Source organism: Halotalea alkalilenta DSM 17697, from assembly GCF_000621205.1.
GTDB lineage: Bacteria > Pseudomonadota > Gammaproteobacteria > Pseudomonadales > Halomonadaceae > Halotalea > Halotalea alkalilenta.
The window spans coordinates 40,516-61,873 of sequence record NZ_KK211229.1; the positions used below are offsets into that span (position 1 = coordinate 40,516).

22 protein-coding genes are annotated in these 21,358 nt (G+C 64.1%); 16 read left to right on the forward strand and 6 right to left on the reverse strand.

Translation table 11 applies throughout. The features are described 5' to 3' along the window. Positions 1-47: 47 nt before the first annotated feature. From Q376_RS0114570 to Q376_RS0114600, 6 genes are all read right to left on the reverse strand, one after another. Positions 48-689 carry a carbonic anhydrase gene (locus Q376_RS0114570; protein WP_027350920.1) on the reverse strand — a complete coding sequence of 214 codons (642 nt, stop codon included), beginning with the start codon at positions 687-689 and terminating at the stop codon, positions 48-50. Between the two features lie 455 nt (positions 690-1,144). Continuing rightward, positions 1,145-2,305 carry a P-loop nucleotide/nucleoside kinase family protein gene (locus Q376_RS24085; RefSeq protein WP_052365337.1) on the reverse strand — a complete coding sequence of 387 codons (1,161 nt, stop codon included), beginning with the start codon at positions 2,303-2,305 and terminating at the stop codon, positions 1,145-1,147. A gap of 173 nt (positions 2,306-2,478) precedes the next feature. Further along, positions 2,479-3,759, reverse strand: coding sequence for a glutamate-1-semialdehyde 2,1-aminomutase (gene hemL / locus Q376_RS0114580; RefSeq protein ID WP_027350921.1), 1,281 nt, complete (start codon positions 3,757-3,759; stop codon positions 2,479-2,481). Positions 3,760-3,882: 123 nt separating this feature from the next. Continuing rightward, complete coding sequence (gene thiE, locus Q376_RS22865; protein WP_052365339.1) at positions 3,883-4,524, reverse strand: thiamine phosphate synthase; 642 nt, start codon at positions 4,522-4,524, stop codon at positions 3,883-3,885. Next, positions 4,521-5,297 (reverse strand): bifunctional hydroxymethylpyrimidine kinase/phosphomethylpyrimidine kinase, encoded by a 777-nt coding sequence (gene thiD / locus Q376_RS0114595; RefSeq protein WP_245598969.1) that lies wholly within the window; start codon positions 5,295-5,297, stop codon positions 4,521-4,523. Before thiD ends, thiE begins: the two co-directional genes overlap by 4 nt. Positions 5,298-5,338: 41 nt before the next feature. Continuing rightward, positions 5,339-5,770, reverse strand: coding sequence for a CopD family protein (locus Q376_RS0114600; protein WP_027350923.1), 432 nt, complete (start codon positions 5,768-5,770; stop codon positions 5,339-5,341). A 287-nt stretch (positions 5,771-6,057) separates the two neighbouring features. Here Q376_RS0114600 and erpA point away from each other — a divergent pair, with 287 nt between their 5' ends. The 16 genes from erpA to Q376_RS0114685 all read left to right on the forward strand — a co-directional run bounded on the left by erpA (position 6,058) and on the right by Q376_RS0114685 (position 21,281). After that, entirely contained in the window at positions 6,058-6,411 is a 354-nt protein-coding gene (gene erpA, locus Q376_RS0114605; protein WP_027350924.1) for an iron-sulfur cluster insertion protein ErpA, read from the forward strand. A gap of 661 nt (positions 6,412-7,072) precedes the next feature. Then, positions 7,073-8,977, forward strand: coding sequence for a tRNA uridine-5-carboxymethylaminomethyl(34) synthesis enzyme MnmG (gene mnmG, locus Q376_RS0114615; RefSeq protein WP_027350926.1), 1,905 nt, complete (start codon positions 7,073-7,075; stop codon positions 8,975-8,977). Beyond that, a complete protein-coding gene (gene rsmG, locus Q376_RS0114620; RefSeq protein ID WP_043448093.1) occupies positions 8,977-9,648 on the forward strand; it encodes a 16S rRNA (guanine(527)-N(7))-methyltransferase RsmG in 672 nt (223 codons plus the stop codon). The genes mnmG and rsmG overlap by 1 nt, the downstream gene beginning before the upstream one ends. After that, on the forward strand, positions 9,645-10,415 hold the full coding sequence (locus tag Q376_RS0114625; RefSeq protein WP_027350928.1) for a ParA family protein: 771 nt from the start codon (positions 9,645-9,647) through the stop codon (positions 10,413-10,415). The genes rsmG and Q376_RS0114625 overlap by 4 nt, the downstream gene beginning before the upstream one ends. 55 nt (positions 10,416-10,470) lie before the next feature. After that, on the forward strand, positions 10,471-11,406 hold the full coding sequence (locus tag Q376_RS0114630) for a ParB/RepB/Spo0J family partition protein (RefSeq protein WP_027350929.1): 936 nt from the start codon (positions 10,471-10,473) through the stop codon (positions 11,404-11,406). A 228-nt stretch (positions 11,407-11,634) separates the two neighbouring features. After that, positions 11,635-12,054 carry an ATP synthase subunit I gene (locus tag Q376_RS0114635; RefSeq protein ID WP_081803582.1) on the forward strand — a complete coding sequence of 140 codons (420 nt, stop codon included), beginning with the start codon at positions 11,635-11,637 and terminating at the stop codon, positions 12,052-12,054. A gap of 9 nt (positions 12,055-12,063) precedes the next feature. Next, positions 12,064-12,891, forward strand: a complete 828-nt coding sequence (atpB, locus tag Q376_RS0114640; RefSeq protein WP_027350931.1) for a F0F1 ATP synthase subunit A — start codon at positions 12,064-12,066, stop codon at positions 12,889-12,891. A 170-nt stretch (positions 12,892-13,061) separates the two neighbouring features. Then, entirely contained in the window at positions 13,062-13,289 is a 228-nt protein-coding gene (gene atpE, locus Q376_RS0114645; protein ID WP_027350932.1) for a F0F1 ATP synthase subunit C, read from the forward strand. Positions 13,290-13,371: 82 nt separating this feature from the next. Then, the gene (locus Q376_RS0114650) at positions 13,372-13,842 is read left to right on the forward strand and encodes a F0F1 ATP synthase subunit B (protein WP_027350933.1); all 471 of its coding nucleotides are present in this window, start codon (positions 13,372-13,374) and stop codon (positions 13,840-13,842) included. 11 nt (positions 13,843-13,853) lie between these two features. Next, on the forward strand, positions 13,854-14,396 hold the full coding sequence (locus Q376_RS0114655) for a F0F1 ATP synthase subunit delta (RefSeq protein ID WP_027350934.1): 543 nt from the start codon (positions 13,854-13,856) through the stop codon (positions 14,394-14,396). A gap of 16 nt (positions 14,397-14,412) precedes the next feature. After that, positions 14,413-15,954: a F0F1 ATP synthase subunit alpha gene (gene atpA, locus Q376_RS0114660; RefSeq protein WP_027350935.1), complete on the forward strand. Its 1,542-nt coding sequence runs from the start codon at positions 14,413-14,415 to the stop codon at positions 15,952-15,954. Positions 15,955-16,093: 139 nt separating this feature from the next. Beyond that, complete coding sequence (atpG, locus tag Q376_RS0114665) at positions 16,094-16,966, forward strand: F0F1 ATP synthase subunit gamma (protein WP_027350936.1); 873 nt, start codon at positions 16,094-16,096, stop codon at positions 16,964-16,966. A 77-nt stretch (positions 16,967-17,043) separates the two neighbouring features. Then, on the forward strand, positions 17,044-18,420 hold the full coding sequence (atpD, locus tag Q376_RS0114670) for a F0F1 ATP synthase subunit beta (RefSeq protein ID WP_027350937.1): 1,377 nt from the start codon (positions 17,044-17,046) through the stop codon (positions 18,418-18,420). A gap of 50 nt (positions 18,421-18,470) precedes the next feature. Next, positions 18,471-18,893: a F0F1 ATP synthase subunit epsilon gene (locus Q376_RS0114675; RefSeq protein ID WP_027350938.1), complete on the forward strand. Its 423-nt coding sequence runs from the start codon at positions 18,471-18,473 to the stop codon at positions 18,891-18,893. Positions 18,894-19,065: 172 nt separating this feature from the next. Then, the gene (gene glmU / locus Q376_RS0114680) at positions 19,066-20,424 is read left to right on the forward strand and encodes a bifunctional UDP-N-acetylglucosamine diphosphorylase/glucosamine-1-phosphate N-acetyltransferase GlmU (protein WP_027350939.1); all 1,359 of its coding nucleotides are present in this window, start codon (positions 19,066-19,068) and stop codon (positions 20,422-20,424) included. An 86-nt stretch (positions 20,425-20,510) separates the two neighbouring features. Then, the gene (locus Q376_RS0114685; protein ID WP_027350940.1) at positions 20,511-21,281 is read left to right on the forward strand and encodes a DeoR/GlpR family DNA-binding transcription regulator; all 771 of its coding nucleotides are present in this window, start codon (positions 20,511-20,513) and stop codon (positions 21,279-21,281) included. The last annotated feature ends 77 nt before the right edge of the window (positions 21,282-21,358 follow it).

Sequence of the window (21,358 nt, forward strand, 5' to 3'; positions counted from 1 at the left end):
GACTCCTTGTCGCGCGGCCATGAACGGACGATAGGACGAGACGACGTTCATTCGCTGAGCGCCATGGCCGAAGAAGCCATGAAGCTGTGCGCGGAGCCCGGCGGCCAGCGCACCAGTTCGCGCAGCTGGCCGCTTTCCAACGCGTACATCATGCCGTGCAGGGTCGGGCCACGCTGCTCCTCGTGCGCCTTCTTGATCAGTGGCAACCGAGCCAGCAGTTCGATCTGGGCCCGGACGTTGAGCTCGGAGAGCATGGTCACGCGGTCTCGCTCGGCGAGGGGGTGGAGCGTGTCGACATGGGCATCGCGCAGCTGCCGGATCGGCTCGAGGTGGCGATCGACGTGAGGCAGCCCGGTCTGCTGCGGACTCAGGGCGGCCTGGATACCGCCGCAGCGATGGTGGCCACAGACCACGATGTGCTCGACCTGAAGCACCTCGATCGCGTACTCCAGCACGCTGCGGCTGCTGTCTCCTTCGGCGACGACGTTGGCAATGTTGCGATGGACGAACAGTTCGCCCGGCTCGGCGTTGCAGATCTGCTCTGCCGGCACTCGGCTGTCGGCGCAGCCGATCCATAGCACCCGGGGTGACTGACCGGCGCTGAGCCGTTCGAACAGCTCGGGGTCATAGGCGCGGTTCTCCTGCGCCCAAGCACGGTTCTCAAGCAGCAATCGATCGATGAAGTCCATGACTCGGCTCTCCTTGGAAATAGGGTCGGTCCGACGTTCGCGATGAAATCCGGTAGTGCAGGCCCGATCTCTGGGTCGCACGAATTCGCCGTTGGCAACGTGGTTGGGAAGCGCTGCTTTCGTCCAACAACCTATGGAGGAATCATGCTAGTACGACCTTGGTCGCAGAGAAATTAAGGCGTGATTAGCGTTTTCATCACTGTCATAAAGGGGAGTCGACCTTTTTGTAACGCTAGTTTTCATTCAAACTTAAATTACGCACAACACCATGATTACAAAGGAAAAACCATTAAGTAATAAAACCACAAGAAAGGGCCGGTATAAATATTGAAACCTACCGACACACGCCGTTAATAACTCTACTGAGGAAATGTCCCAAAGTGCCTGGGACATTTCCTCATTAGCGGAGCTCGACGCGTCGAAAGTGACGGAAAACGAAGGAAAAATCAGCGGGATCAGCTCAGCCGCAGGTGCTCTCGGATCAGCGCGACCAGGGTGACGTTGGCATCGCGCGCGGTGGTGTCGAGCTGGATCAGGTGGATCCGTTCGTCCTCTTCGAACGGCTCGAACTGGGCAAGCTGCTCGTCGAGCACCTTGAAAGCTAGCTCCGGGCGCTCCTGGCGACGGTTCGAGCGGCGGGAAATCCGCGCCTCGAGCGTCGCGCGGTCGGCCTGGAAATTGACCATCAGCGTCGCCAGTCCGCGCGACTGCGCCTCGTTGCGCAGCAGGTCACGCTGCTCGCGCTTGAGGCAGGTGGCGTCGATGTAGACCGGGTAGCTCGCCTCCAGCAGGGCGCCGGTGATCTTCGCCAACCGCGCATAGGTTTCAGCGGTGATCTCCGGGTCGTACTCGCCGAGCACAGGTAAGCCGGCAGCGGCGCGCTCGTCGAGCAACCGCTGGCGCTCGACGTTGGAGCGCACCCGGATACCGGCGAGCTCGCGCATCGCTGCCTGAGTGAAACGGCTCTTGCCGCTGCCGATCACCCCCACCCCGAGCAGCAGGTAGGGCACCCGGAACTCGGCGATGTAAATGGTCGTCTCGATGTAGCGACGCAGCGCCAGCGGCTGGTCGATCACCTCTTCGGCGCGACGCAGCGCATAGTAGACCGCGGCGTAGTCGAACAGCCGCATCATCTCGAAGTCACCGCAGCCCTCGAGATAGCGATCGACCACTTCGTTGGCCAGCGGCAGGCCATCGAGGGTGAGAATGTCGCAGCAGACCGCGACGAGCTCGAGGCAGACGTCGCCTTCGACCACTTCGCCGACCGGCACGCTCAGGCCGAGCTGGCGGCGCTTCTCGAGCGCACCGTGCATCCGCGCGAAGGCCTCGACCGCCCAGTAGCCGAGCTGCTCGAGTTCTTCCGCGTAGGCACCGGTGGCGGGATGCGCGCAGAGGCGCTCGAGCGAGGCGAGCATCGCCTGGTCGAGACGTTGGTAGGGCGGTTCGGCCACGGCCTTGGGCCGGTCGCGCTGGGCGAGCATGCGTTCGGCGATCTGGTGGCACAGTTCGATCAGCTGGTCGCAATCGAGCCGATCGGCCTCGGTGAGGCACTCGGCATCGAGTACGCCGTGACGGTGGAGAGCCTCGAACAAAGGCTGGCGCGAAGGCTGAGTCAAGTTCTAGCTCCTGGCTGGGATAGGCCCCTGGCGGCCTTTGACTGTCGAGATGAAGGTTCAAGACGCAACGCGTCGATTGGCTCAAGTCTATCGAAAAAGCGCGTCTGCGACTCCCTCCTTGCCATCGCTTCCAAACCACCTTTTCGACCAACGCCACTTTCAGCGCCCTGGGATCAGAGCACGGCGAAAGCCTTCGCCGCCGCTTGAAGGGTCGCGCTGATCTCGGCATCACCATGGGCGCTGGAGATGAACCCTGCTTCGTAGTTGGACGGCGCCAGGTAGACCCCCTGGTCGAGCATCAGCGAGAAGAAGCGCCGGAAGCGCTCGGTATCGCAGGCGGTGGCGGCGGCGAAGTCGTCGACCGCCGGCTGGTCGGTGAAGAACAGCCCGAACATGCCGCCGACCTGGTGGGTCAGCAGAGCTATCCCTGCTTCCCGCGCAAGCCGCTCGAGACCCTCGCAGAGCTCGGCCGCTCGAGCGGAAAGCGCCGCATGGAACCCCTCGGCGCGCACCTTGCCGAGCAGGGTGATCCCCGCAGCCATCGCGAGCGGATTACCCGACAGCGTGCCGGCCTGGTAGACCGGGCCGAGCGGCGAGATTCTGCTCATGATCTCGCGCTTGCCGCCGAAGGCGCCGACCGGCATGCCGCCGCCGACGATCTTGCCGAGGCAGGTCAGGTCGGGAGTGATGCCGTAGTGCGCCTGGGCACCACCGAGCGCGACGCGAAAGCCGGTCATCACCTCATCGAAGATCAGCACCGCGCCGCTTGCGTCGCAGACCTCACGCAGGGTCTCGAGGAAGCCTGTCAGCGGCGGGATGCAGTTCATGTTGCCGGCCACGGGTTCTACGATGATGCAGGCGATCTCCTCTCCGCGCGCAGCGAACAGCTCGCGCACCGCGTCGATATCGTTGTAGCTGAGCGTCAGGGTGTGCTCGGCCAGCGAAGCGGGCACGCCAGGGGAGCTCGGCTCGCCGTGGGTCAAGGCGCCGGAGCCGGCCTTGACCAGCAGCGAATCGGCGTGGCCGTGGTAGCAGCCTTCGAACTTGACGATCGCGTCCCGGCCGGTGAAGCCGCGGGCGAGGCGGATCGCCGACATCGTCGCCTCGGTGCCGGAGTTGACCATCCGTACCATCTCGACCGACGGCATGATCTCGCAGATCAGATCCGCCATGGTGGTCTCGATCGCGGTCGGGGTACCGAAGGAGAGGCCGTCATCGAGACGCTCGCGCACTGCGGCGAGCACGTCGGCGTCGGCATGGCCGGTGATCATCGGTCCCCAGGAGCCGACGTAGTCGATGTAGCGCTTGCCCTCGACGTCATAGAGATAGGCGCCCTTGGCACGCTCGATGAACACCGGCGCCCGATCGAGCCCCTTGAAAGCGCGCACCGGCGAATTGACCCCTCCAGGAATGTGGCGCTGGGCGAGATCGAAGAGCTGCTGGGAGGTGGTCATCGTCGATTCCTGCAAATGTTGGGCTGGAGAATGAAGCGGCGGCGCAAAACCACCGGGAGACCAGAGCGAGTACGCCATACTGTCGGCCAGTCTCGCACAGAGTGCGGAGGGCGAAAAACCGCCCTAGCGGGCTTCGCGCAGACCGACCACCGCGCGGGCCGGATCCTCGGCGGCGAACACCGCGTGCACCACAGCGATCAGATCCGCGCCGGCGCGGCGCACAATGGCGGCGTTGCTATGGTCGATACCGCCGATCGCAACGCAGGGCAGCCCCAGCGCTCGCGCTTCGCCGAGCAGCTCGAGCGAGGCCGGCGGTGCCTCTGGCTTGGTGCGTGAAGCGAAGAAGCGGCCGAAGGCGAGATAGCTTGCGCCCTCTTCGCGAGCGCGACGGGCGAGTTCGAGGCTCGCATGGCAGGTCGCACCGATGATCGCCTGCTCGCCGAGCAGCGCGCGGGCGGCAGCGATGGAGCCATCCTGCTGGCCGAGGTGAACGCCGACGCCCAGCCGCGCCGCGAGCGCCAGATCGTCATTGATGATCAGCGCGACCCCATGGGCGGCGCAGCGCGCCGCGAGCCCGCGTGCCTGGCGTTCACGCCGGACTTGGTCGTTCGACTTGTCGCGGTACTGAAGCAGCGCCAAGCCGCCTTCGAGCGCAGCCTCGACCGCGGCGAAGAGTCGTTCGTCGTCGGGGGTCAGCCCGCTGTCGGTGATCGCGTAGACGCCGCGGCGCCAATTTCGATACTGCTTGCCATTCTCTGGATTCAAGGCGCCCTCCTCGCTGGCCAACGCTCCGGCAGCCGCTGGCCGCGGCCAAGGGCGTGGCTCGCGGCCAGCGCATCCCAAGTGAAGCGCTGGGCGATCTCGCAAGCGCGTTCGAGCGACTCTCCCGCCGCCAGCGCCACCGCCAGCCGAGAGGCCAAAGTACAGCCGGAGCCGTGGTAGCGGCCCGGCAGCCGGGGCCACTGCCATCGAAGTGGCGAGGAGCCGGCGCGATGGAGCACGTGCTCGATCGTGTCGCCGGCGGTTTCTCCCGGCAGCGGGTCCGTACCGGTGACCAGCACGGCCGGCCCCTCGGTGCAGAGCGCCATCGCGCGGGAGGCATCGTCGTCGTATTCAGCGGCCAGACGGGCGAGTTCGCAACGGTTGGGCGTGGTGATCGTCGCCCGTGGCAGCAGCCTGCGCCGGCAGGCGGCGACCAGCGCCTGCCCCGACAGCTCACTGCCACCTCCAGCCTTGAATACCGGGTCGACCACCAGCGGCAGACCGGGATGGAGATCGAGAAACGATAAAAGCGCCTCGAGGGTGCCGAGACTCGAGAGCAGCCCGACCTTGACCGCCGCGACGGGTACGTCGGCACTGATCCGCAGCGCCGCCTCGAGCAGGTAGCCAGGGTCGACCGGCACGACTCGCGCGACGTCGTGGGTATCCTGCACGGTCAGCGCGGTGGGCACGCTCAGCGCCCAGCCGCCGCCCGCGCGGATCGCCTCGAGGTCGGCGCCGAGCCCGGCTCCGTTGCTCGGATCGAGCCCAGCGAACACCAGCACCGCCGGCGGCCGCGCGCGGCTGTCGAACGAGCGGCTCAGAACGGCTGCACCACGCTGAGGATCACCACCGCTACGGTGATCACCACCGGCACCAGGGCGAAGATCTTGTAGAACATGGGCTTTCTACCTTGATTGCTACGCAGCCGGCGCATCAGCCCGAGGCACATATGGTGATAGCCGATCAGCAGCACCACCAGTACCAGCTTGACGTAGAACCACGCCGAGCCGAGGAAGTAGCCGGGATTGGTCAACGCAAGCGAAATCCCGAGCAACAGGGTGACGATCATCGCCGGGTTCATCGCCAGCCGGTAGAGCTTGCGCTCCATCACCTCGAAGCGATGGGCGCCCTGCTCGTCTTGCTGGCGCAGCGCGTAGGCGTGGTAGATGAAAAGACGCGGCAGGTAGAACAATGCCGCGAACCAGAGAATCAGCGCCAGGATGTGCAATGCCAAAAGCCAAGCGGTCATTCGGACTCCCAATCCAGTATCGGTCCAGCACCAACGGTCGGTGACGCCGGCGTACCGCCGGTCTTATCGAAATCCAACGCGCTTGCCGCGCCCGCGCTCGACCTGGGAACACGGCCGACGATGAACGGGCTGCGCGCCTCGTCATCATAACGGAAAGCGACCTGCCCGGCGGCCACGATGACGCCAGCCGGCGCAGCGAAATGCTACACTATCTCCCATTCTGCGATGGATGAGGCCGCAGCGACGTCCGCCCAGCGCCATCGCACCACCTGTCCAGGAGGCTACGCATGAGTGGCGCCGAAACCTTCATCCCGACTCCGCTGATCCTCACCGATCGCGCCGCGGCGCGGGTGCGCCAGCTGGCGCAAGCAGAGCACAACCCCGCGCTCAAGCTGCGCGTATACGTCACCGGAGGCGGCTGCTCCGGTTTCCAGTACGGCTTCGACTTCAGCGACGAGGTCCAGGAAGACGACACCGTGATCGAAAACGGCGGCGTCTCGCTGCTGGTCGATCCGTTGAGCTACCAGTACCTGGTCGGCTCCACGGTGGACTTCGAGGAGGGCCTCGCCGGTGCCCGCTTCCTGATCCAGAACCCCAACGCCACCACCACCTGCGGCTGCGGGATCTCCTTCACCGTCTGATCCCCTCTTACCCATCGCGCGGGCGCAATGCCCGCGTCGAGTACCCTCGTCTTTCCTCTCTTAACTTCTCAAGACTCAGCGCCTCAAGACGCCCGGCTTACGTCGGCTCGATCCAGCGCAGCCCGGAATCCGCGGATATCCGGCTGTGGACAAGTTTTTTTCCCCGACCCCCGATATCGGCCTACAGCCCACGGCAGCGCTGGCCGCGTACCAGCTTGACGTGGACGTGAACGAAAACGATGACAAGCAGGGTATGCGCCGGTTGAAAACAGGGGCACAACTCGGGGTGTGGACAACCATGCATCTTGTCCACAGGCCGCACACCGGCCGCACCCAGCCGGTGCGCCACTTTCCATCACTGTAGCGAACAGGCTAAGTTTATGTAGAGAAAGGATAAAAGTCGGTTTTCCACAGAAAAACCGCTGCTCAGTAGTCACTACTACAACAAAACTTCTTTAAATAAATCCTTTTTCTTATTTTTGTTTAGTAAATGAATCCAAGCTCGAGACGAGGTGTGGAAAACCCCTGACGGTTACCCACAGGCGCGCTATAATGCGCGGCCTAATCCCCAGCGCACCGCATGCCTTCCGCCTTACGCGAACGGCAGGATCGACCCTCTCCGGCATGCTCCAGCGCCCCGACAGTCTTTCGAGGTACTACCGTGGATTACCCCAACCGCTTTGACGTCATCGTCATCGGCGGTGGCCATGCCGGAACCGAAGCCGCGCTCGCTGCCGCTCGCATGGGCGTCGACACCCTGCTGCTGACCCACAATGTCGAGACCCTTGGCCAGATGTCGTGCAATCCCGCCATTGGCGGGATCGGCAAGAGCCACTTGGTCAAGGAGATCGATGCGCTGGGTGGCGCCATGGCGCTGGCCACCGATCGCGCCGGGATCCAGTTCCGTGTGCTCAACTCACGCAAGGGGCCAGCGGTGCGTGCGACGCGCGCCCAGGCAGACCGAGCGCTGTACAGGGCAGCGATCCGGGAGATGCTGGAGAACCAGCCGAACCTTTCGATCTTCCAGCAGGCGGTCAGCGATCTGATCGTCGAGGACGGCAAGGTACGCGGTGCGGTGACCCAGGCCGGGATTCGCTTTCATGGCGAGACGGTGGTGCTGTGCACCGGCACCTTCCTCGGTGGGGTGATCCACATCGGGCTCGAAAACCACAGCGGTGGCCGCGCAGGCGACCCCAGCGCCTCCGCGCTGGCGGCGCGGCTGCGTGAGCTGCCGTTCAACGTGGCGCGGTTGAAGACCGGTACACCGCCGCGAATCGACGCCAGGAGCGTCGATTTCTCGCGCATGCAGGTGCAGCCGGGCGACACGCCGACCCCCGTGATGTCCTACATCGGCACCAGCGCGATGCAGCCGCGCCAGGTCGATTGCTTCATCGCCCATACCAACGAGCGTACCCACGAGATCATCCGCGCCAACCTCGACCGCTCGCCGATGTATTCGGGAGTGATCGAGGGCATCGGACCGCGCTACTGCCCGTCGATCGAGGACAAGATCCATCGCTTCGCCGACAAGCAGAGCCACCAGGTATTCATCGAGCCGGAAGGCCTCACCACCCACGAGCTCTATCCCAATGGGATATCGACCTCGCTGCCGTTCGACGTCCAGCTTTCCCTGGTGCGCTCGATCGAGGGCCTGGAACGGGCACACATCACCCGTCCCGGCTATGCGATCGAGTACGACTTCTTCGATCCACGCGACCTGCATCACTCGCTCGAGACCCGCTTCGTCGAGAATTTGTTCTTCGCCGGGCAGATCAACGGCACCACCGGCTACGAAGAGGCCGGTGCCCAGGGGCTGCTTGCCGGGCTCAACGCCGCACGCCGCGCGCAAGGCCGGGAGTGCTGGTATCCACGTCGCGACGAGGCCTACATCGGGGTGATGGTCGACGACCTGATTCGTCTCGGTACCCAAGAGCCCTATCGGATGTTCACCTCGCGCGCCGAGTACCGGCTGCTGCTGCGCGAGGACAACGCCGACCTGCGCCTGACCGAAAAGGGCCGCGAGCTCGGTCTGGTCGACGATGCACGCTATCGCGCCTTCGAGGCCAAGCGCGAGTCGATCGGGCGCGAGCAGGCCTGGCTCGCCTCGACCTGGATCCATCCGCGCACCGAGGAGGCCGAGCGGTTGGCAACTAAGCTCGGTGAGCTCACCCGCGAGCAGCGCCTGCTCGATTTGCTCAAACGTCCCGAACTCGAGTACCAGGACATCGCCGGGCTCAAGCGTGGCGACGCCCCGGTGGCGGACGCGGCGGTCGCCGAGCAGGTGCAGATCCAGGCCAAGTACCAGGGCTACATCGATCGCCAGCAGGAGGAGATCGACAAGCTCAAGCGCCACGAGCAGACCCTGCTGCCGACCGATCTCGACTATGCCCGGATCGACGGACTCTCCAGTGAAATCCGCCAGAAGCTCGATCGCGCCCGGCCGCGCACGCTCGCCGAGGCCGCGCGGATCTCGGGGGTGACGCCGGCTGCGGTATCGCTTCTGCTGATCCAGCTCAAGAAACGCGAGCGCAGCGCGCTCGCGATCGACGCCCAGGAGCGTGCCTGATGGCGGGAGCGATCGACGCGTCCAGGCTCGGTGCGCTGCTCGACCAGGGCTGCGCCCAGCTCGGATTGGAACTCGATGCGGATCGCCGTGATCGGTTGCTGCGTTTCATCGCCCTGTTGCACAAGTGGAACGGCGCTTATAACCTCACCGCAGTGCGAGATCCCGAGGCGATGATCAAACGCCATCTGCTCGATAGCCTGAGCATCGCAGCGTGGGTACGCGGTCCTCGAGTGCTCGATGTCGGCGCAGGCCCCGGGCTGCCCGGGATCGTGCTGGCGATCTTCGATCCTTCGCTGGAACTCACCCTGCTCGACAGTAACGGCAAGAAGGTGCGCTTCCAGCGCCAGGCGGTGCTCGAGCTGGGTCTCGCCAACGTGCATCCGGTGCACGAGCGGATCGAAGCCTTCACCGACGCGCACGGATTCGACCAGATCGTCAGCCGCGCCTTTGCCTCGCTCGACGATTTCATCGCCTTGAGCCGTCCGCTGCTCGGTGCCGGCGGCGAGTGGCTGGCGATGAAAGGCCGACGCGAGGTCGACGAGGAGCGGGCTCCCGCCGGGGTGGTGATCCGTGAGCGCATCTCCCTCGCGGTACCTGGCGAGGAGGGCGCGCGCCACCTGTTGCGGCTCGCGCCGGAGCATCATCTCGATCAGCAAGGAACAGCTTCGTGACCCAGATCATCGCGCTGACCAACCAGAAAGGCGGTGTGGGCAAGACCACTACGGCGGTCAATCTCGCTGCCGCCCTCGGTGCGCTGAAGCGCAAGGTGCTGCTGGTCGATCTCGACCCACAGGGCCATGCCACCATGGGCAGCGGGGTCGACAAGCACGACCTGCCCAACGGCGGCGCCCTCGACGTGCTGCTCGGCGAGATCAGCGCGCGTGAGGCGATCGTGCGCTGCCCCACGGCGGGCTATCACCTGCTGCCCGGCAATGGCGACCTCACTGCCGCCGAGGTCAGCCTGCTCGACTTCGAGCATCGTGAACGGCGCCTGGCCAAGGCGCTCGACGAGGTCAGCGGCGACTACGATGTGGTGCTGATCGATTGCCCACCGTCGCTCAACATGCTCACGGTCAACGCTTTGACCGCAGCGGACGGGGTACTCATCCCGCTGCAGTGCGAGTTCTACGCCCTCGAAGGGCTCTCTGCGCTGCTCGACACTGTCGAGCAGGTGCGTGCGAGCATCAATCCGACCCTGGCCATTCATGGCATCGTGCGAACCATGTACGACAATCGCATCAGCCTCACCCGGGACGTCAGCAAGCAGCTCTCCGACTATTTCGGCGACGACCTGCTGAAGACCGCCATCCCGCGCAACGTGCGCGTCGCCGAAGCGCCGAGCCACGGTCTTCCGGTGACCAAGTACGCCAAGCTCTCGCGCGGCAGCCACGCCTATCGGGTGCTGGCCAAGGAGCTGATCAAAAGGCTCTCGCTATGAAACGCCATGTCTCGTCCACGCCTGCCTTGCCGGCATCCGCAGAGGGGAATCTCGCATGACACGCAAGCGCGCACTGGGACGCGGGCTCGATGCGCTGATCGGCGCGCGGGGCCGCAGCCGTACGCCGCTCGACGAGGTGAGCGTCGACGAGCGGCATGCCGATCCAGCCGAAGCCCCGGCCGATGTTTCCCCCCGCTCGGCGGAGGAGCACGCAGAGCGGCTGCTGCGGCTCGAGCTCGGCGCGCTGAGCCGCGGCCGCTACCAGCCGCGAAGGGAGTTCGATCGCGAACGGCTCGATGAGCTCGCCGCCTCGATCAAGCACCGTGGCGTGATGCAGCCGATCGTGGTGCGTCCGCTCGCCGGTAAGGGCGAGCGCCAGCGCTACGAGATCATCGCTGGCGAGCGTCGCTGGCGCGCGGCGCAGCTCGCTGGGCTCGAGGTGATTCCAGCAGTGGTTCGGGAATTGGACGACGAGTCCGCGCTGGCGCTGGCGCTGATCGAGAACATCCAGCGCGAGGATTTGAGCGCGATCGACGAAGCGCTGGCGCTGAAGAGGCTGATCGACGAGTTCGCCCTCACCCAGCAGCAGGTCGCCGAGGCGGTCGGCAAGTCGCGCGCCCAGGTGGCCAACCTGCTGCGACTGCTGGCGCTGGAGGCGGAGGTGCAGGGCATGCTGGAGCGCGGCGAGCTGGACGTTGGCCACGCCCGGGCGCTGCTGCCATTGAAGGGTGCGCGGCAGCGTCACGCTGCTCGTGACGTGGTGGCACGCGGGCTTACCGTGCGTCAGACCGAGTCGATGGTACGTCGGCTGCTATCGCCGCCGGCGAAGGAGTCCCGCAGCACGGCGGACGTCGCCCAGCTCGAGAACCGTCTCGGCGAGCTGCTCGGCGCCGCGGTGAAGATCGATCATGGTGCATCCGGCAAGGGCAAGGTACTGATCAAGTACTCGAGCCTCGACGAGCTGGACGGAATACTCGCCCATATCCGCTGAGGTGATGGGTGGTTCGATGCCTGGGCTGCGGCATTTTGCCGCAGATTCACTGGAATCAGCGCTCAGCGGGCTTAAATCAAGCCCAAGAGGCAGGCTTCCGACCAACATTGCATTGAAGCGCATCTGTGCGCGCCTTATAATTCGCCGGAATTTTGAAGCCGAACCTTGGCTTGCGCGCATTCTAAGCGCCAGGCGCCGCCCGGAAAGACAGTCGAGTACTTGGACATCATGCAGCGAGTGAGTTCCGCGGTACATCGCCAAAGAAAGCCGCGCGACACCTTGCCGTTCAAGATCGTGTCGGTTCAGTCGGCCGTGGGAATGGCGGCGGCACTGGTCGCGTTGCTTGCGATCGACCAACAGGCCGCCTTCAGCGCGTTCTCCGGTGCGTTGGTCAGCGTGATTCCCTGCTTCTATTTCGCTTGGCAGTTTTCGCGTGTCTACTCGGCTCGTGCCGCGCAAGGTTCCGTCGGCACGCTCTATCGTGCGGAAGCGGGTAAGTTCGGTTTGACGGTGGCACTCTTCGCGATCGTGTTCGCGCTAGTGCCCCCCTCAAACCCAGCTTCGTTCTTTTGTGCTTACGTGGCGACCTCCCTTGCGCACTGGCTAGCCCCCTGGCTGCTGCGCGGGCTGGTCGGCCGCCGGATTTGAGGCAGATCAATGGTCGCGAGCGAATCGTCAGCATCATCGGCATACATCAATCACCACCTCCAGAATCTGACCTTCGGTCTGCACCCGGAACGCGGTTGGTCACTGGCCCACAGCGGCGCTGACGTCGAGGCGATGGGCTTCTGGTCCATTCACCTCGATTCGATGTTCTGGTCGATCCTGATCGGCGTGGCCTTCCTCTGGCTCTTCCGGCGCGTCGCCAAGTCGATGACCGCCGGTGTGCCGGGGCGTACCCAGAACATCGTCGAGATGGCGGTGGTCTTCGTCGGCGACCTGGTACGCAACACCTTCCATGGCAAGAGCAATCTCATCGCCCCGCTGGCCCTGACGATCTTCGTCTGGATCCTGTTGATGAACTCGATCAAGTTCCTGCCGGTCGACCTGATCCCGAGCATCGCCGCCCTGCTCGGCGTCGAGTACATGAAGCCGGTGCCCACCGCCGACCCCAATGTCACCATGGGCATGGCGCTGAGCGTCTTCGCGCTGATCCTTTACTACAGCATCAAGATCAAGGGCGTCGGCGGCTTCTCTCGCGAGCTGGCCTTCACCCCGTTCAATCACTGGGCGCTGGTGCCGTTCAACCTGGTGCTAGAGCTGATCGGACTGCTGGTCAAACCGCTCTCTCTGGGTCTTCGACTGTTCGGCAACATGTTCGCCGGCGAGGTGATCTTCATCCTGATCGCCCTGCTGCCGTTCTGGATTCAATGGACGCTGAACGTGCCGTGGGCAATCTTCCATATCCTGATAATCCCGCTGCAGGCCTTCATCTTCATGATGCTGACTGTCGTCTACCTGAGCCAGGCCCACGAGAAACACTAAAAGGAATCATCGAGCTCGCGCCGCGTGGCGCAGTCCGGTCTGGCCGACGCCGACCACTCTGCGCCGGGGCGCTGGATCGATCGACGTCGTGCGCGATGCCTCGGTGACTGGACGCATCTGCACTTACCCTTGAACCGACCCAACCTTGGTTTATCTACAGGAGTCTCACCATGGAAATGATTTACATCGCTGCCTCGATCATGATCGGTCTCGGCGCGCTCGGCACCGGTATCGGCTTCGCCATCCTCGGCGGCAAGCTGCTCGAGTCCACCGCTCGCCAGCCCGAGCTGAGCAACCTGCTCCAGACCCGTACCTTCCTGATGGCCGGCCTGCTGGACGCCGTGCCGATGATCGGTGTCGGTATCGCGATGTACCTGATCTTCGTCGTCGCTGGTTGATCCGCCAGTGCCGGGCGGGTTCTAACCAACTGGCTCGGCTCTCACGATTCCGGTCACCACGAATTGTCAAAGGTACTCGCCTGTGAACATCAACCTGACACTCATCGGACAAGCGATCTCGTTCGCGATCTTTGTCTGGTTCTGCATGAAGTACGTGTGGCCGCCGATCTCCAGTGCGCTCGCAGAGCGTGAGAAGAAGATCGCCGAAGGTCTCAATGCCGCAGATCGTGCCAAGCAGGAACTCGACCGCGCCCAGGCCGAAGCCGAGCAGATCCTGCGCGAGACGCGTGACGAGGCAGCCAAGATCGTCGAGCAAGCGCGTTCGCGCTCGAACAAGATGATCGAGGAAGCACGCGAGACCGCGCGGGTGGAAGGTCAGCGAATGATCGACAGCGCCCGTGCCGAGATCGAGCAGGAAGTGCAGAGCGCCAAGCTCGCGCTGCGCGCGCAGGTCGCGTCGCTCGCCGTGCAGGGTGCTGAACGGATCCTCGAGTCCTCCGTCGATGAGAAGAAGCACGCTGATCTTCTCGACAAGCTCGCCGCCGAGCTCTGAAGGAGGATTTCATGGCACAGTCGAATCCCGCTACGGTCGCCAGGCCTTACGCCAAGGCAGCCTTCGAAACGGCGGTTGCACAGGGTGACCTGAGCAACTGGTCGAAGATGCTCGAGCTTCTCGCCTGCGTCGTTCTGGATCCTCGCGTCGAAAGCGTGATCGAAGATCCGCGTCACGCACCGAGCCGCACGGCGGAAATCCTCGTCGAACTCTGCGGCGACCAGCTCGACGCTCGGGGCGCCAACTTCGTTGCCCTGCTCGCCGAGAACGGGCGACTGGCGGCGCTGGCCGAGATATTTGAACAGTTCGAGGCTGCTCGCGCTGAGCACGAGCGCCGCGTCGAGGTCGAAATCATCAGCGCCTTTGCCTTGAGCGATGCGCAGCAGGGCAAGCTCGTGCGAGCGCTCAAGAAGCGCCTCGACCGTGAAATCTCTATCACCACTTCAGTGGACGGCTCGCTGATCGGCGGTGTCATCATCCATACAGGCGATACCGTCATCGACGGGTCGCTGCGTGGACGATTGGCGCAGCTCGAGAGCAGTCTGAACGCCTGAGGTCAGGGGACATGGCATGCAGCAACTGAATCCTTCCGAAATCAGCGACATCATCAAGAGCCGGATCGAAAAGCTCGATGCCGGTCTTGAAGCCCACAACGAGGGCACCATCGTCAGCGTCGCCGACGGCATCGTCACCGTCCATGGGCTGACCGACGCCATGTACGGCGAGATGATCGAGTTCCCTGGCGATGTCTACGGCATGGTGCTCAACCTCGAGCGCGACAGCGTAGGCATCGTGGTGCTCGGCGACTACGAGATGCTCACCGAGGGCATGATCGGCAAGTGCACCGGCCGCATCCTCGAAGTGCCGGTCGGCCCCGAGCTGATCGGCCGCGTGGTCGATGCGCTGGGCAACCCGATCGATGGCAAGGGCGACATCAAGACCACCGAGCGTGATGCGATCGAGAAGATCGCACCCGGCGTCATCTGGCGCCAGGGCGTCGATCAGCCGGTGCAGACTGGCCTCAAAGCGATCGACGCGATGGTGCCGATCGGTCGTGGTCAGCGCGAGCTGATCATCGGCGACCGCCAGGTCGGCAAGTCGGCGATCGCGATCGATGCGATCATCAACCAGAAAGGCAAGGGCATCGTCTGCGTCTACGTGGCCATCGGCCAGAAGCAGTCGACCATCGCCAACATGGTGCGCAAGCTCGAAGACAACGGCGCGATGGGTCACACCATCATCGTCGCCGCCGGCGCCGCCGACCCTGCCGCGATGCAGTATCTCGCGCCCTACGCCGGCTGCACCATGGGCGAGTACTTCCGCGATCGCGGCCAGGACGCGCTGATCGTCTATGACGATCTGACCAAGCAGGCCTGGGCCTATCGCCAGATCTCGCTGCTGCTCAAGCGCCCGCCGGGCCGCGAAGCCTATCCCGGCGACGTCTTCTATCTTCACTCGCGTCTGCTCGAGCGCGCCTCGCGCGTCAGCGCCGCGTACGTCGAAGAGTTCACCAAGGGTGAAGTGAAAGGCCAGACCGGTTCGTTGACCGCGCTGCCGATCATCGAGACCCAGGGCGGAGACGTTTCGGCGTTCGTTCCGACCAACGTGATCTCGATCACCGATGGTCAGATCTTCCTCGAGACCAACCTGTTCAACTCGGGCGTGCGCCCGGCGATCAACGCCGGTCTCTCGGTCTCCCGTGTCGGTGGCGCGGCGCAGACCAAGGCGATCAAGAAGCTCGGCGGCGGCGTGCGCCTGGCGCTGGCGCAGTATCGCGAGCTGGCGGCGTTCTCGCAGTTCGCCTCCGACCTCGACGAAGCCACCCGCAAGCAGCTCGAGCACGGCCAGCGCGTCACCGAACTGATGAAGCAGAAGCAGTTCGCGCCGATGTCGGTCGCTGAAATGTCGGTATCGCTGTACACCGCCAACGAAGGCTACCTGAACGACGTGGCGGTCAGCGACGTACTGGTCTTCGAACGCGATCTGCTCGAGTACATGCACACCGAGCATGCCGGGCTGCTGGACAAGATCAACCAGAAGGGCGGCTACGACGACGAGATCCAGAAAGGTCTCAAGGAAGCCGTCGAGAGCTTCAAGGCGACCCGCAACTAAGCAAGGCTAGGTGGGGGCGGGTGCGCCCCACCGATGCTCTAGGGAGGCGTGCCGGATCGCTCCGGACGCCACCAGCGAACGTGGCGCGGCGGGTTCCAGCCTCAAGCAACACGTTTCCGGGTTCGTACAGGAGATCGCCATGGCAGCCGGAAAAGAGATCAAGCAACAGATCGGCAGCATCAAGAACACGCAGAAGATCACCAGTGCGATGGAGATGGTCGCTGCGTCGAAGATGCGCCGGGCTCAGGAGCGTATGGCGGCGAGTCAGCCCTATGCGCGCAAGGTTCGCGAGGTGTGCTATCACACCGCCGGTGCGAACCTGGATTATCGCCATCCCTACTTGATGCAGCGTGAGCTCAAGCGCGTTGGCTTGATCATCGTCACCACCGACCGTGGGCTGTGCGGTGGGCTCAACGTCAACGTGTTCAAGGCCGCGCTGAGCGAAGCCAAGCGCTATCACGATCAGGGTATCGAGGTAGCCTTCTGCGCGATCGGCAGCAAGGGCACGAGCTTCTTCAAGAAGTACGGCGGCGAGCTGATGGCCTCCAAGTCGGGCCTGGGCGATGCCCCCGATGTCGGTGCCCTGCTCGGCAGTATCAAGGTGATGCTCGATGCCTTCGACGAAGGCAAGCTGGATCGGCTGGTGCTGGTCGCGAACGAGTTCGTCAACACCATGACGCAGAAGCCGGTCGTTCGTCAGCTGCTGCCGCTCGAGGCCAACCCCGAGGAAGCGCCGGTGGCGACCAAGGGGAGCTGGTTCTATCTCTTCGAGCCTGAGGATCCGAAAGTGATCCTCGATGGACTGCTGGTGCGCTACGTCGAATCACAGGTCTATCAGGCCGTGGTCGAGAATATCGCTTGTGAGCAGGCGGCTCGGATGATCGCGATGAAGAATGCCTCCGACAACGCTGGTGAAATCATCAGCGACCTGCAGTTGGCCTATAACAAGGCGCGTCAGGCGGCGATCACCCAAGAGATCTCCGAGATTGTTGGCGGTGCCGCGGCGGTCTGATGCCGAAGGCGACGCCGCCCATGGATCATTCGACATGCCTGGCGGCATGACAGAATTGCAGGTTTAGAGGACACCAGATGAGCGGACATATCGTACAAATCATCGGCGCTGTCATCGATGTGGAGTTTCCCCGCGAAGACGTGCCCAAGGTCTACGATGCACTTAACGTAGACAACACCGAGACCGTGCTCGAGGTCCAGCAGCAGCTGGGCGACTGCGTCGTGCGCGCGATCGCGATGGGATCCACCGAAGGGCTGAAGCGCGGCCTGCCGGTCTCCAACACCGGTGCACCGATCCAGGTGCCGGTAGGCACCCAGACCCTCGGCCGGATCATGGACGTGCTTGGTCGACCGATCGACGAAGCCGGCCCGATCGGCGAGGAAGTGCGGATGTCGATCCACCGCCGCGCGCCGGGCTATGCCGACCAGGCGGCCTCCAACGAGCTGCTCGAGACCGGGATCAAGGTCATCGACCTGGTCTGCCCGTTCGCCAAGGGCGGCAAGGTCGGTCTGTTCGGTGGCGCCGGGGTCGGCAAGACCGTCAACATGATGGAGCTGATCCGTAATATCGCGATCGAGCACTCCGGCTTCTCGGTGTTCGCCGGCGTCGGCGAGCGCACCCGTGAAGGTAACGACTTCTATCACGAGATGAAGGAGTCGAACGTTCTCGACAAGGTCGCGCTGGTCTACGGCCAGATGAACGAGCCTCCGGGCAACCGTCTGCGCGTTGCGCTGACCGGCCTTACCGTCGCCGAGAAGTTCCGCGACGAAGGCCGCGACGTGCTGCTGTTCATCGACAACATCTACCGCTTCACCCTGGCCGGTACCGAAGTGTCCGCACTGCTTGGACGCATGCCTTCCGCGGTGGGCTACCAGCCGACCCTGGCCGAAGAGATGGGCATGCTCCAAGAGCGCATCACCTCGACCAAGACCGGCTCGATCACCTCGGTCCAGGCGGTCTACGTCCCCGCGGACGACTTGACCGATCCGTCGCCGGCGACCACCTTCGCGCACCTCGATGCCACCGTCGTACTCTCGCGCCAGATCGCCGAGCTCGGCATCTATCCCGCGATCGATCCGCTCGACTCGACCTCGCGTCAGCTCGATCCGCTGGTCGTCGGCGAGGAGCACTACAATGTCGCTCGGCGTGTCCAGAACGTGCTCCAGCGCTACAAGGAGCTCAAGGACATCATCGCGATCCTCGGCATGGACGAGCTCTCCGACGAAGACAAGGCGACCGTTGCCCGTGCGCGTAAGATCCAGCGCTTCCTGTCGCAGCCGTTCTTCGTCGCCGAAGTGTTCACCGGTGCACCGGGCAAGTACGTTTCGCTCAAGGACACCATCGCAGGCTTCACCGGGATCCTCGACGGTGACTACGACGATCTGCCCGAACAGGCGTTCTACATGGTCGGCGGCATCGAAGAAGCGATCGAGAAAGCCAAGGGCATGCGCTGAGCATCCCTTCATTCGACGCCGTCCCTGGGCGGCGTCGGTAGGAGACAGAGATGGCAAACAGCTTCCAGTGCGACATCGTCAGCGTCGAGACAGCGATCTTTTCCGGTAAGGTGTCGCAGGTCGTCGTCACCGGCAGCGAAGGTGAGCTGGGCATTCGCGCGGGCCACGAGCCGCTGCTGACCCTGCTGGCGCCGGGGCCGGTGCAAGTGACTCGCGAAGGTGGCCAGGAGGAGGTGTTCTACGTCTCCGGTGGCTTCCTCGAGGTACAGCCGGACATGGTGTCGATCCTCGCCGATACGGCCGCGCGGGCGCGCGACCTCGACGAGGCTTCCGCGCAGCGTGTACGCGACGAGGCGCAGCGGGCGATCGGCGATAAGAAAGCCCAGCTCGACTATTCGAGCGCGCTTGCCGACATCGCCGAGGCCAACGCACGGCTTCGCACCCTCAACGAGCTCAAGCGCCGCAAGTCCTGATCGCTGATGTCGTTCCAGACGCCCTGGCCTTGGCCGGGGCGTTTGCGTTTTAACCGTTTTGACGCGTGCCGCCGGTCGCCGCGCTGTGGTGTAATCCCTCCATTCCCGGCCGGCGTTGCTCGATGCATCGCTGTGCTATGTCTCCATTCAACCGATTTTCCGCGGAGTATCCATGTCCCTCGATGTCGTGATCCTCGCCGCCGGCCAAGGCAGCCGGATGCGCTCCAGGCTGCCCAAGGTTCTTCACCCGCTTGCCGGCCGGCCGATGCTGCAGAGGGTGGTAGACGCAGCCAGGACGCTCGGGGATGCGCGCCTGCACGTCGTGATCGGACACGGTGCAAAGCGGATCGAGACGGCGTTCGAAGGCCAGGGCCTGGATTTCGTGGTGCAGTCCGAGCAGCTGGGTACTGGTCACGCGGTGGCCCAGGCGCTGGCGTCGCTTGGCGACGGCCCGGTGCTGGTGCTCTACGGTGATGTGCCGCTGATCCGGGGCGAAACCCTCGAGCGACTGATCGAAGGGCTCGATCACGACCGGCTCAATCTGCTCACCGTCGAACTCGCCGATCCCTCCGGCTATGGACGGATCATTCGCGATGGGAGTGGGCGGATCACGAGCATCGTCGAGCACAAGGACGCAAGCTTGGAGCAGCGTCGGGTGCGCGAGTGCAATACCGGTATTCTCGCCACCACTGGAGCGCTGCTGAAGCGCTGGCTGCCGAAGCTCTCCTCGGCCAATGCCCAGGGCGAGTACTACCTCACCGATATCGTCGCCATGGCGCGGTGCGAGGGTATCGAGATCGACGCGACCCAGCCCGAGCGTGTCCAGGAGGTCGAAGGCGTCAATGACCGGATTCAGCTCGCCGCGCTCGAGCGTCTGCTGCAGCGTGAACAGGCCGAGCGGGTGATGGCCGAGGGCGCAACGCTCAGCGACCCTTCCCGCTTCGAACTGCGTGGCTCGCTCGAAGTCGGGTTCGACGTCTCGATCGACGTTGGCTGCGTGTTCGAAGGCGAGGTGAGCCTGGGCGAGAACGTGAGCGTCGGGCCCTATTGCGTGATCCGCGATGCGAACATCGGGCCCGGCACCCGGATCGAGGCGCACAGCGTGATCGACGGCGCCGAGATCGAAGGCGACAGCCAGATCGGACCCTTTGCCCGGCTGCGCCCCGGTACCGTGCTGGCCCGCGGCGTGCGGATCGGCAACTTCGTCGAAACCAAGCAGGCGCGGATCGGTGCCGGCAGCAAGGTCAACCACCTGAGCTACATCGGCGATGCGCGGATAGGCCGAGACACCAATGTCGGTGCCGGGACCATCACCTGCAACTACGATGGGGTGAACAAGCACCGCACCGAGATCGGCGACGAGGTCTTCGTCGGTTCCAATACGGCGCTGGTGGCGCCGATCACGATCGGCGATCGGGTGACTATCGCCGCTGGCTCGACGCTGACCCAGGCGGTGGAGCATGACCGATTGGTGGTCGCCCGCAGCCGCCAGGTCGAGAAGACCGGCTGGCAGCGACCCAAGAAGGGTTGATTTCGAATTGAAACATTGAACGGCGTGTTCGAAAGATATAATCTTTCGGAAACGCCGTTTTTTTCACGGCTACGATAGAGTATTCCATGTCGAGAAGAACGCCCGCACGTCGTGAAGAGATCCTCTCCCTGCTCGAAGAGCAAGGAGAGATCAGCGTCGAGGCGCTGGCCCACTATTTCGCCACTTCGGAAGTGACCATCCGCAAGGATCTCGCCCTGCTCGAGGATGCCGGTCGGTTGATCCGCCGCTATGGCGGTGCCGCGCTGATCCCCCGTGAACAGGCCGAGCCCGCGCGGATTTCACCGATCAAGCAGCGAATCGCCCACGAGGCGCGCCGTCGCATCCGCGATCACGCCCGGATCATCATCGACAGCGGCAGTACCACCGCGGCGCTGATCCCTGAACTCGAGGACGTGCTCGGGCTGGTGGCGATGACCAATTCGCTGATGGTCGCCAACGCCCTGCGCGAGCTTCCGAGCCACCCATCGCTTTTGATGACCGGCGGTACCTGGGACGAGCGCTCGAACTCGTTCCAGGGTCAGATCGCCGAGCAGGTGCTGCGCGCCTATGACTTCGACCAACTGTTCATCGGCGCCGATGGCATCGATCTCGAGCGTGGTACCACTACATTCAACGAGCTGATCCGGCTTTCCCAGGTGATGGCCGAGGTGGCACGCGAGGTGGTGGTGATGGCCGAGGCGGACAAGGTCGGGCGGCGAATGCCGAATCTCGAGCTCGACTGGGAGGCGATCGACGTGCTGATCACCGATGACCGGCTCGAACCAGCGCTGCGCGAGCGTATCACTGCCCGCGGCGTCGAACTGGTGGTGGTCGAAGGAGCTGGCGAGGCGGGCTGAGTTCGTCTCGGAACATTGATCAAGCAGGATTCATCAAGCGCCCTTGCATTGCCGGGGCGAGCGCGAGGAGAAGGGCT

Excerpts from the sequence above, each read along its gene's own strand:
- Q376_RS0114570 (WP_027350920.1), bottom strand. The coding sequence starts at position 689 with ATGGACTTCATCGATCGATTGCTGCTTGAGAACCGTGCTTGGGCGCAG.
- hemL (WP_027350921.1), bottom strand. The coding sequence starts at position 3,759 with ATGACCACCTCCCAGCAGCTCTTCGATCTCGCCCAGCGCCACATTCCT.
- Q376_RS0114600 (WP_027350923.1), bottom strand. The coding sequence starts at position 5,770 with ATGACCGCTTGGCTTTTGGCATTGCACATCCTGGCGCTGATTCTCTGG.
- erpA (WP_027350924.1), top strand. The coding sequence starts at position 6,058 with ATGAGTGGCGCCGAAACCTTCATCCCGACTCCGCTGATCCTCACCGAT.
- rsmG (WP_043448093.1), top strand. The coding sequence starts at position 8,977 with ATGGCGGGAGCGATCGACGCGTCCAGGCTCGGTGCGCTGCTCGACCAG.
- Q376_RS0114630 (WP_027350929.1), top strand. The coding sequence starts at position 10,471 with ATGACACGCAAGCGCGCACTGGGACGCGGGCTCGATGCGCTGATCGGC.
- Q376_RS0114635 (WP_081803582.1), top strand. The coding sequence starts at position 11,635 with ATGCAGCGAGTGAGTTCCGCGGTACATCGCCAAAGAAAGCCGCGCGAC.
- atpB (WP_027350931.1), top strand. The coding sequence starts at position 12,064 with ATGGTCGCGAGCGAATCGTCAGCATCATCGGCATACATCAATCACCAC.
- atpE (WP_027350932.1), top strand. The coding sequence starts at position 13,062 with ATGGAAATGATTTACATCGCTGCCTCGATCATGATCGGTCTCGGCGCG.
- Q376_RS0114655 (WP_027350934.1), top strand. The coding sequence starts at position 13,854 with ATGGCACAGTCGAATCCCGCTACGGTCGCCAGGCCTTACGCCAAGGCA.
- atpA (WP_027350935.1), top strand. The coding sequence starts at position 14,413 with ATGCAGCAACTGAATCCTTCCGAAATCAGCGACATCATCAAGAGCCGG.
- atpG (WP_027350936.1), top strand. The coding sequence starts at position 16,094 with ATGGCAGCCGGAAAAGAGATCAAGCAACAGATCGGCAGCATCAAGAAC.
- atpD (WP_027350937.1), top strand. The coding sequence starts at position 17,044 with ATGAGCGGACATATCGTACAAATCATCGGCGCTGTCATCGATGTGGAG.
- Q376_RS0114675 (WP_027350938.1), top strand. The coding sequence starts at position 18,471 with ATGGCAAACAGCTTCCAGTGCGACATCGTCAGCGTCGAGACAGCGATC.
- glmU (WP_027350939.1), top strand. The coding sequence starts at position 19,066 with ATGTCCCTCGATGTCGTGATCCTCGCCGCCGGCCAAGGCAGCCGGATG.
- Q376_RS0114685 (WP_027350940.1), top strand. The coding sequence starts at position 20,511 with ATGTCGAGAAGAACGCCCGCACGTCGTGAAGAGATCCTCTCCCTGCTC.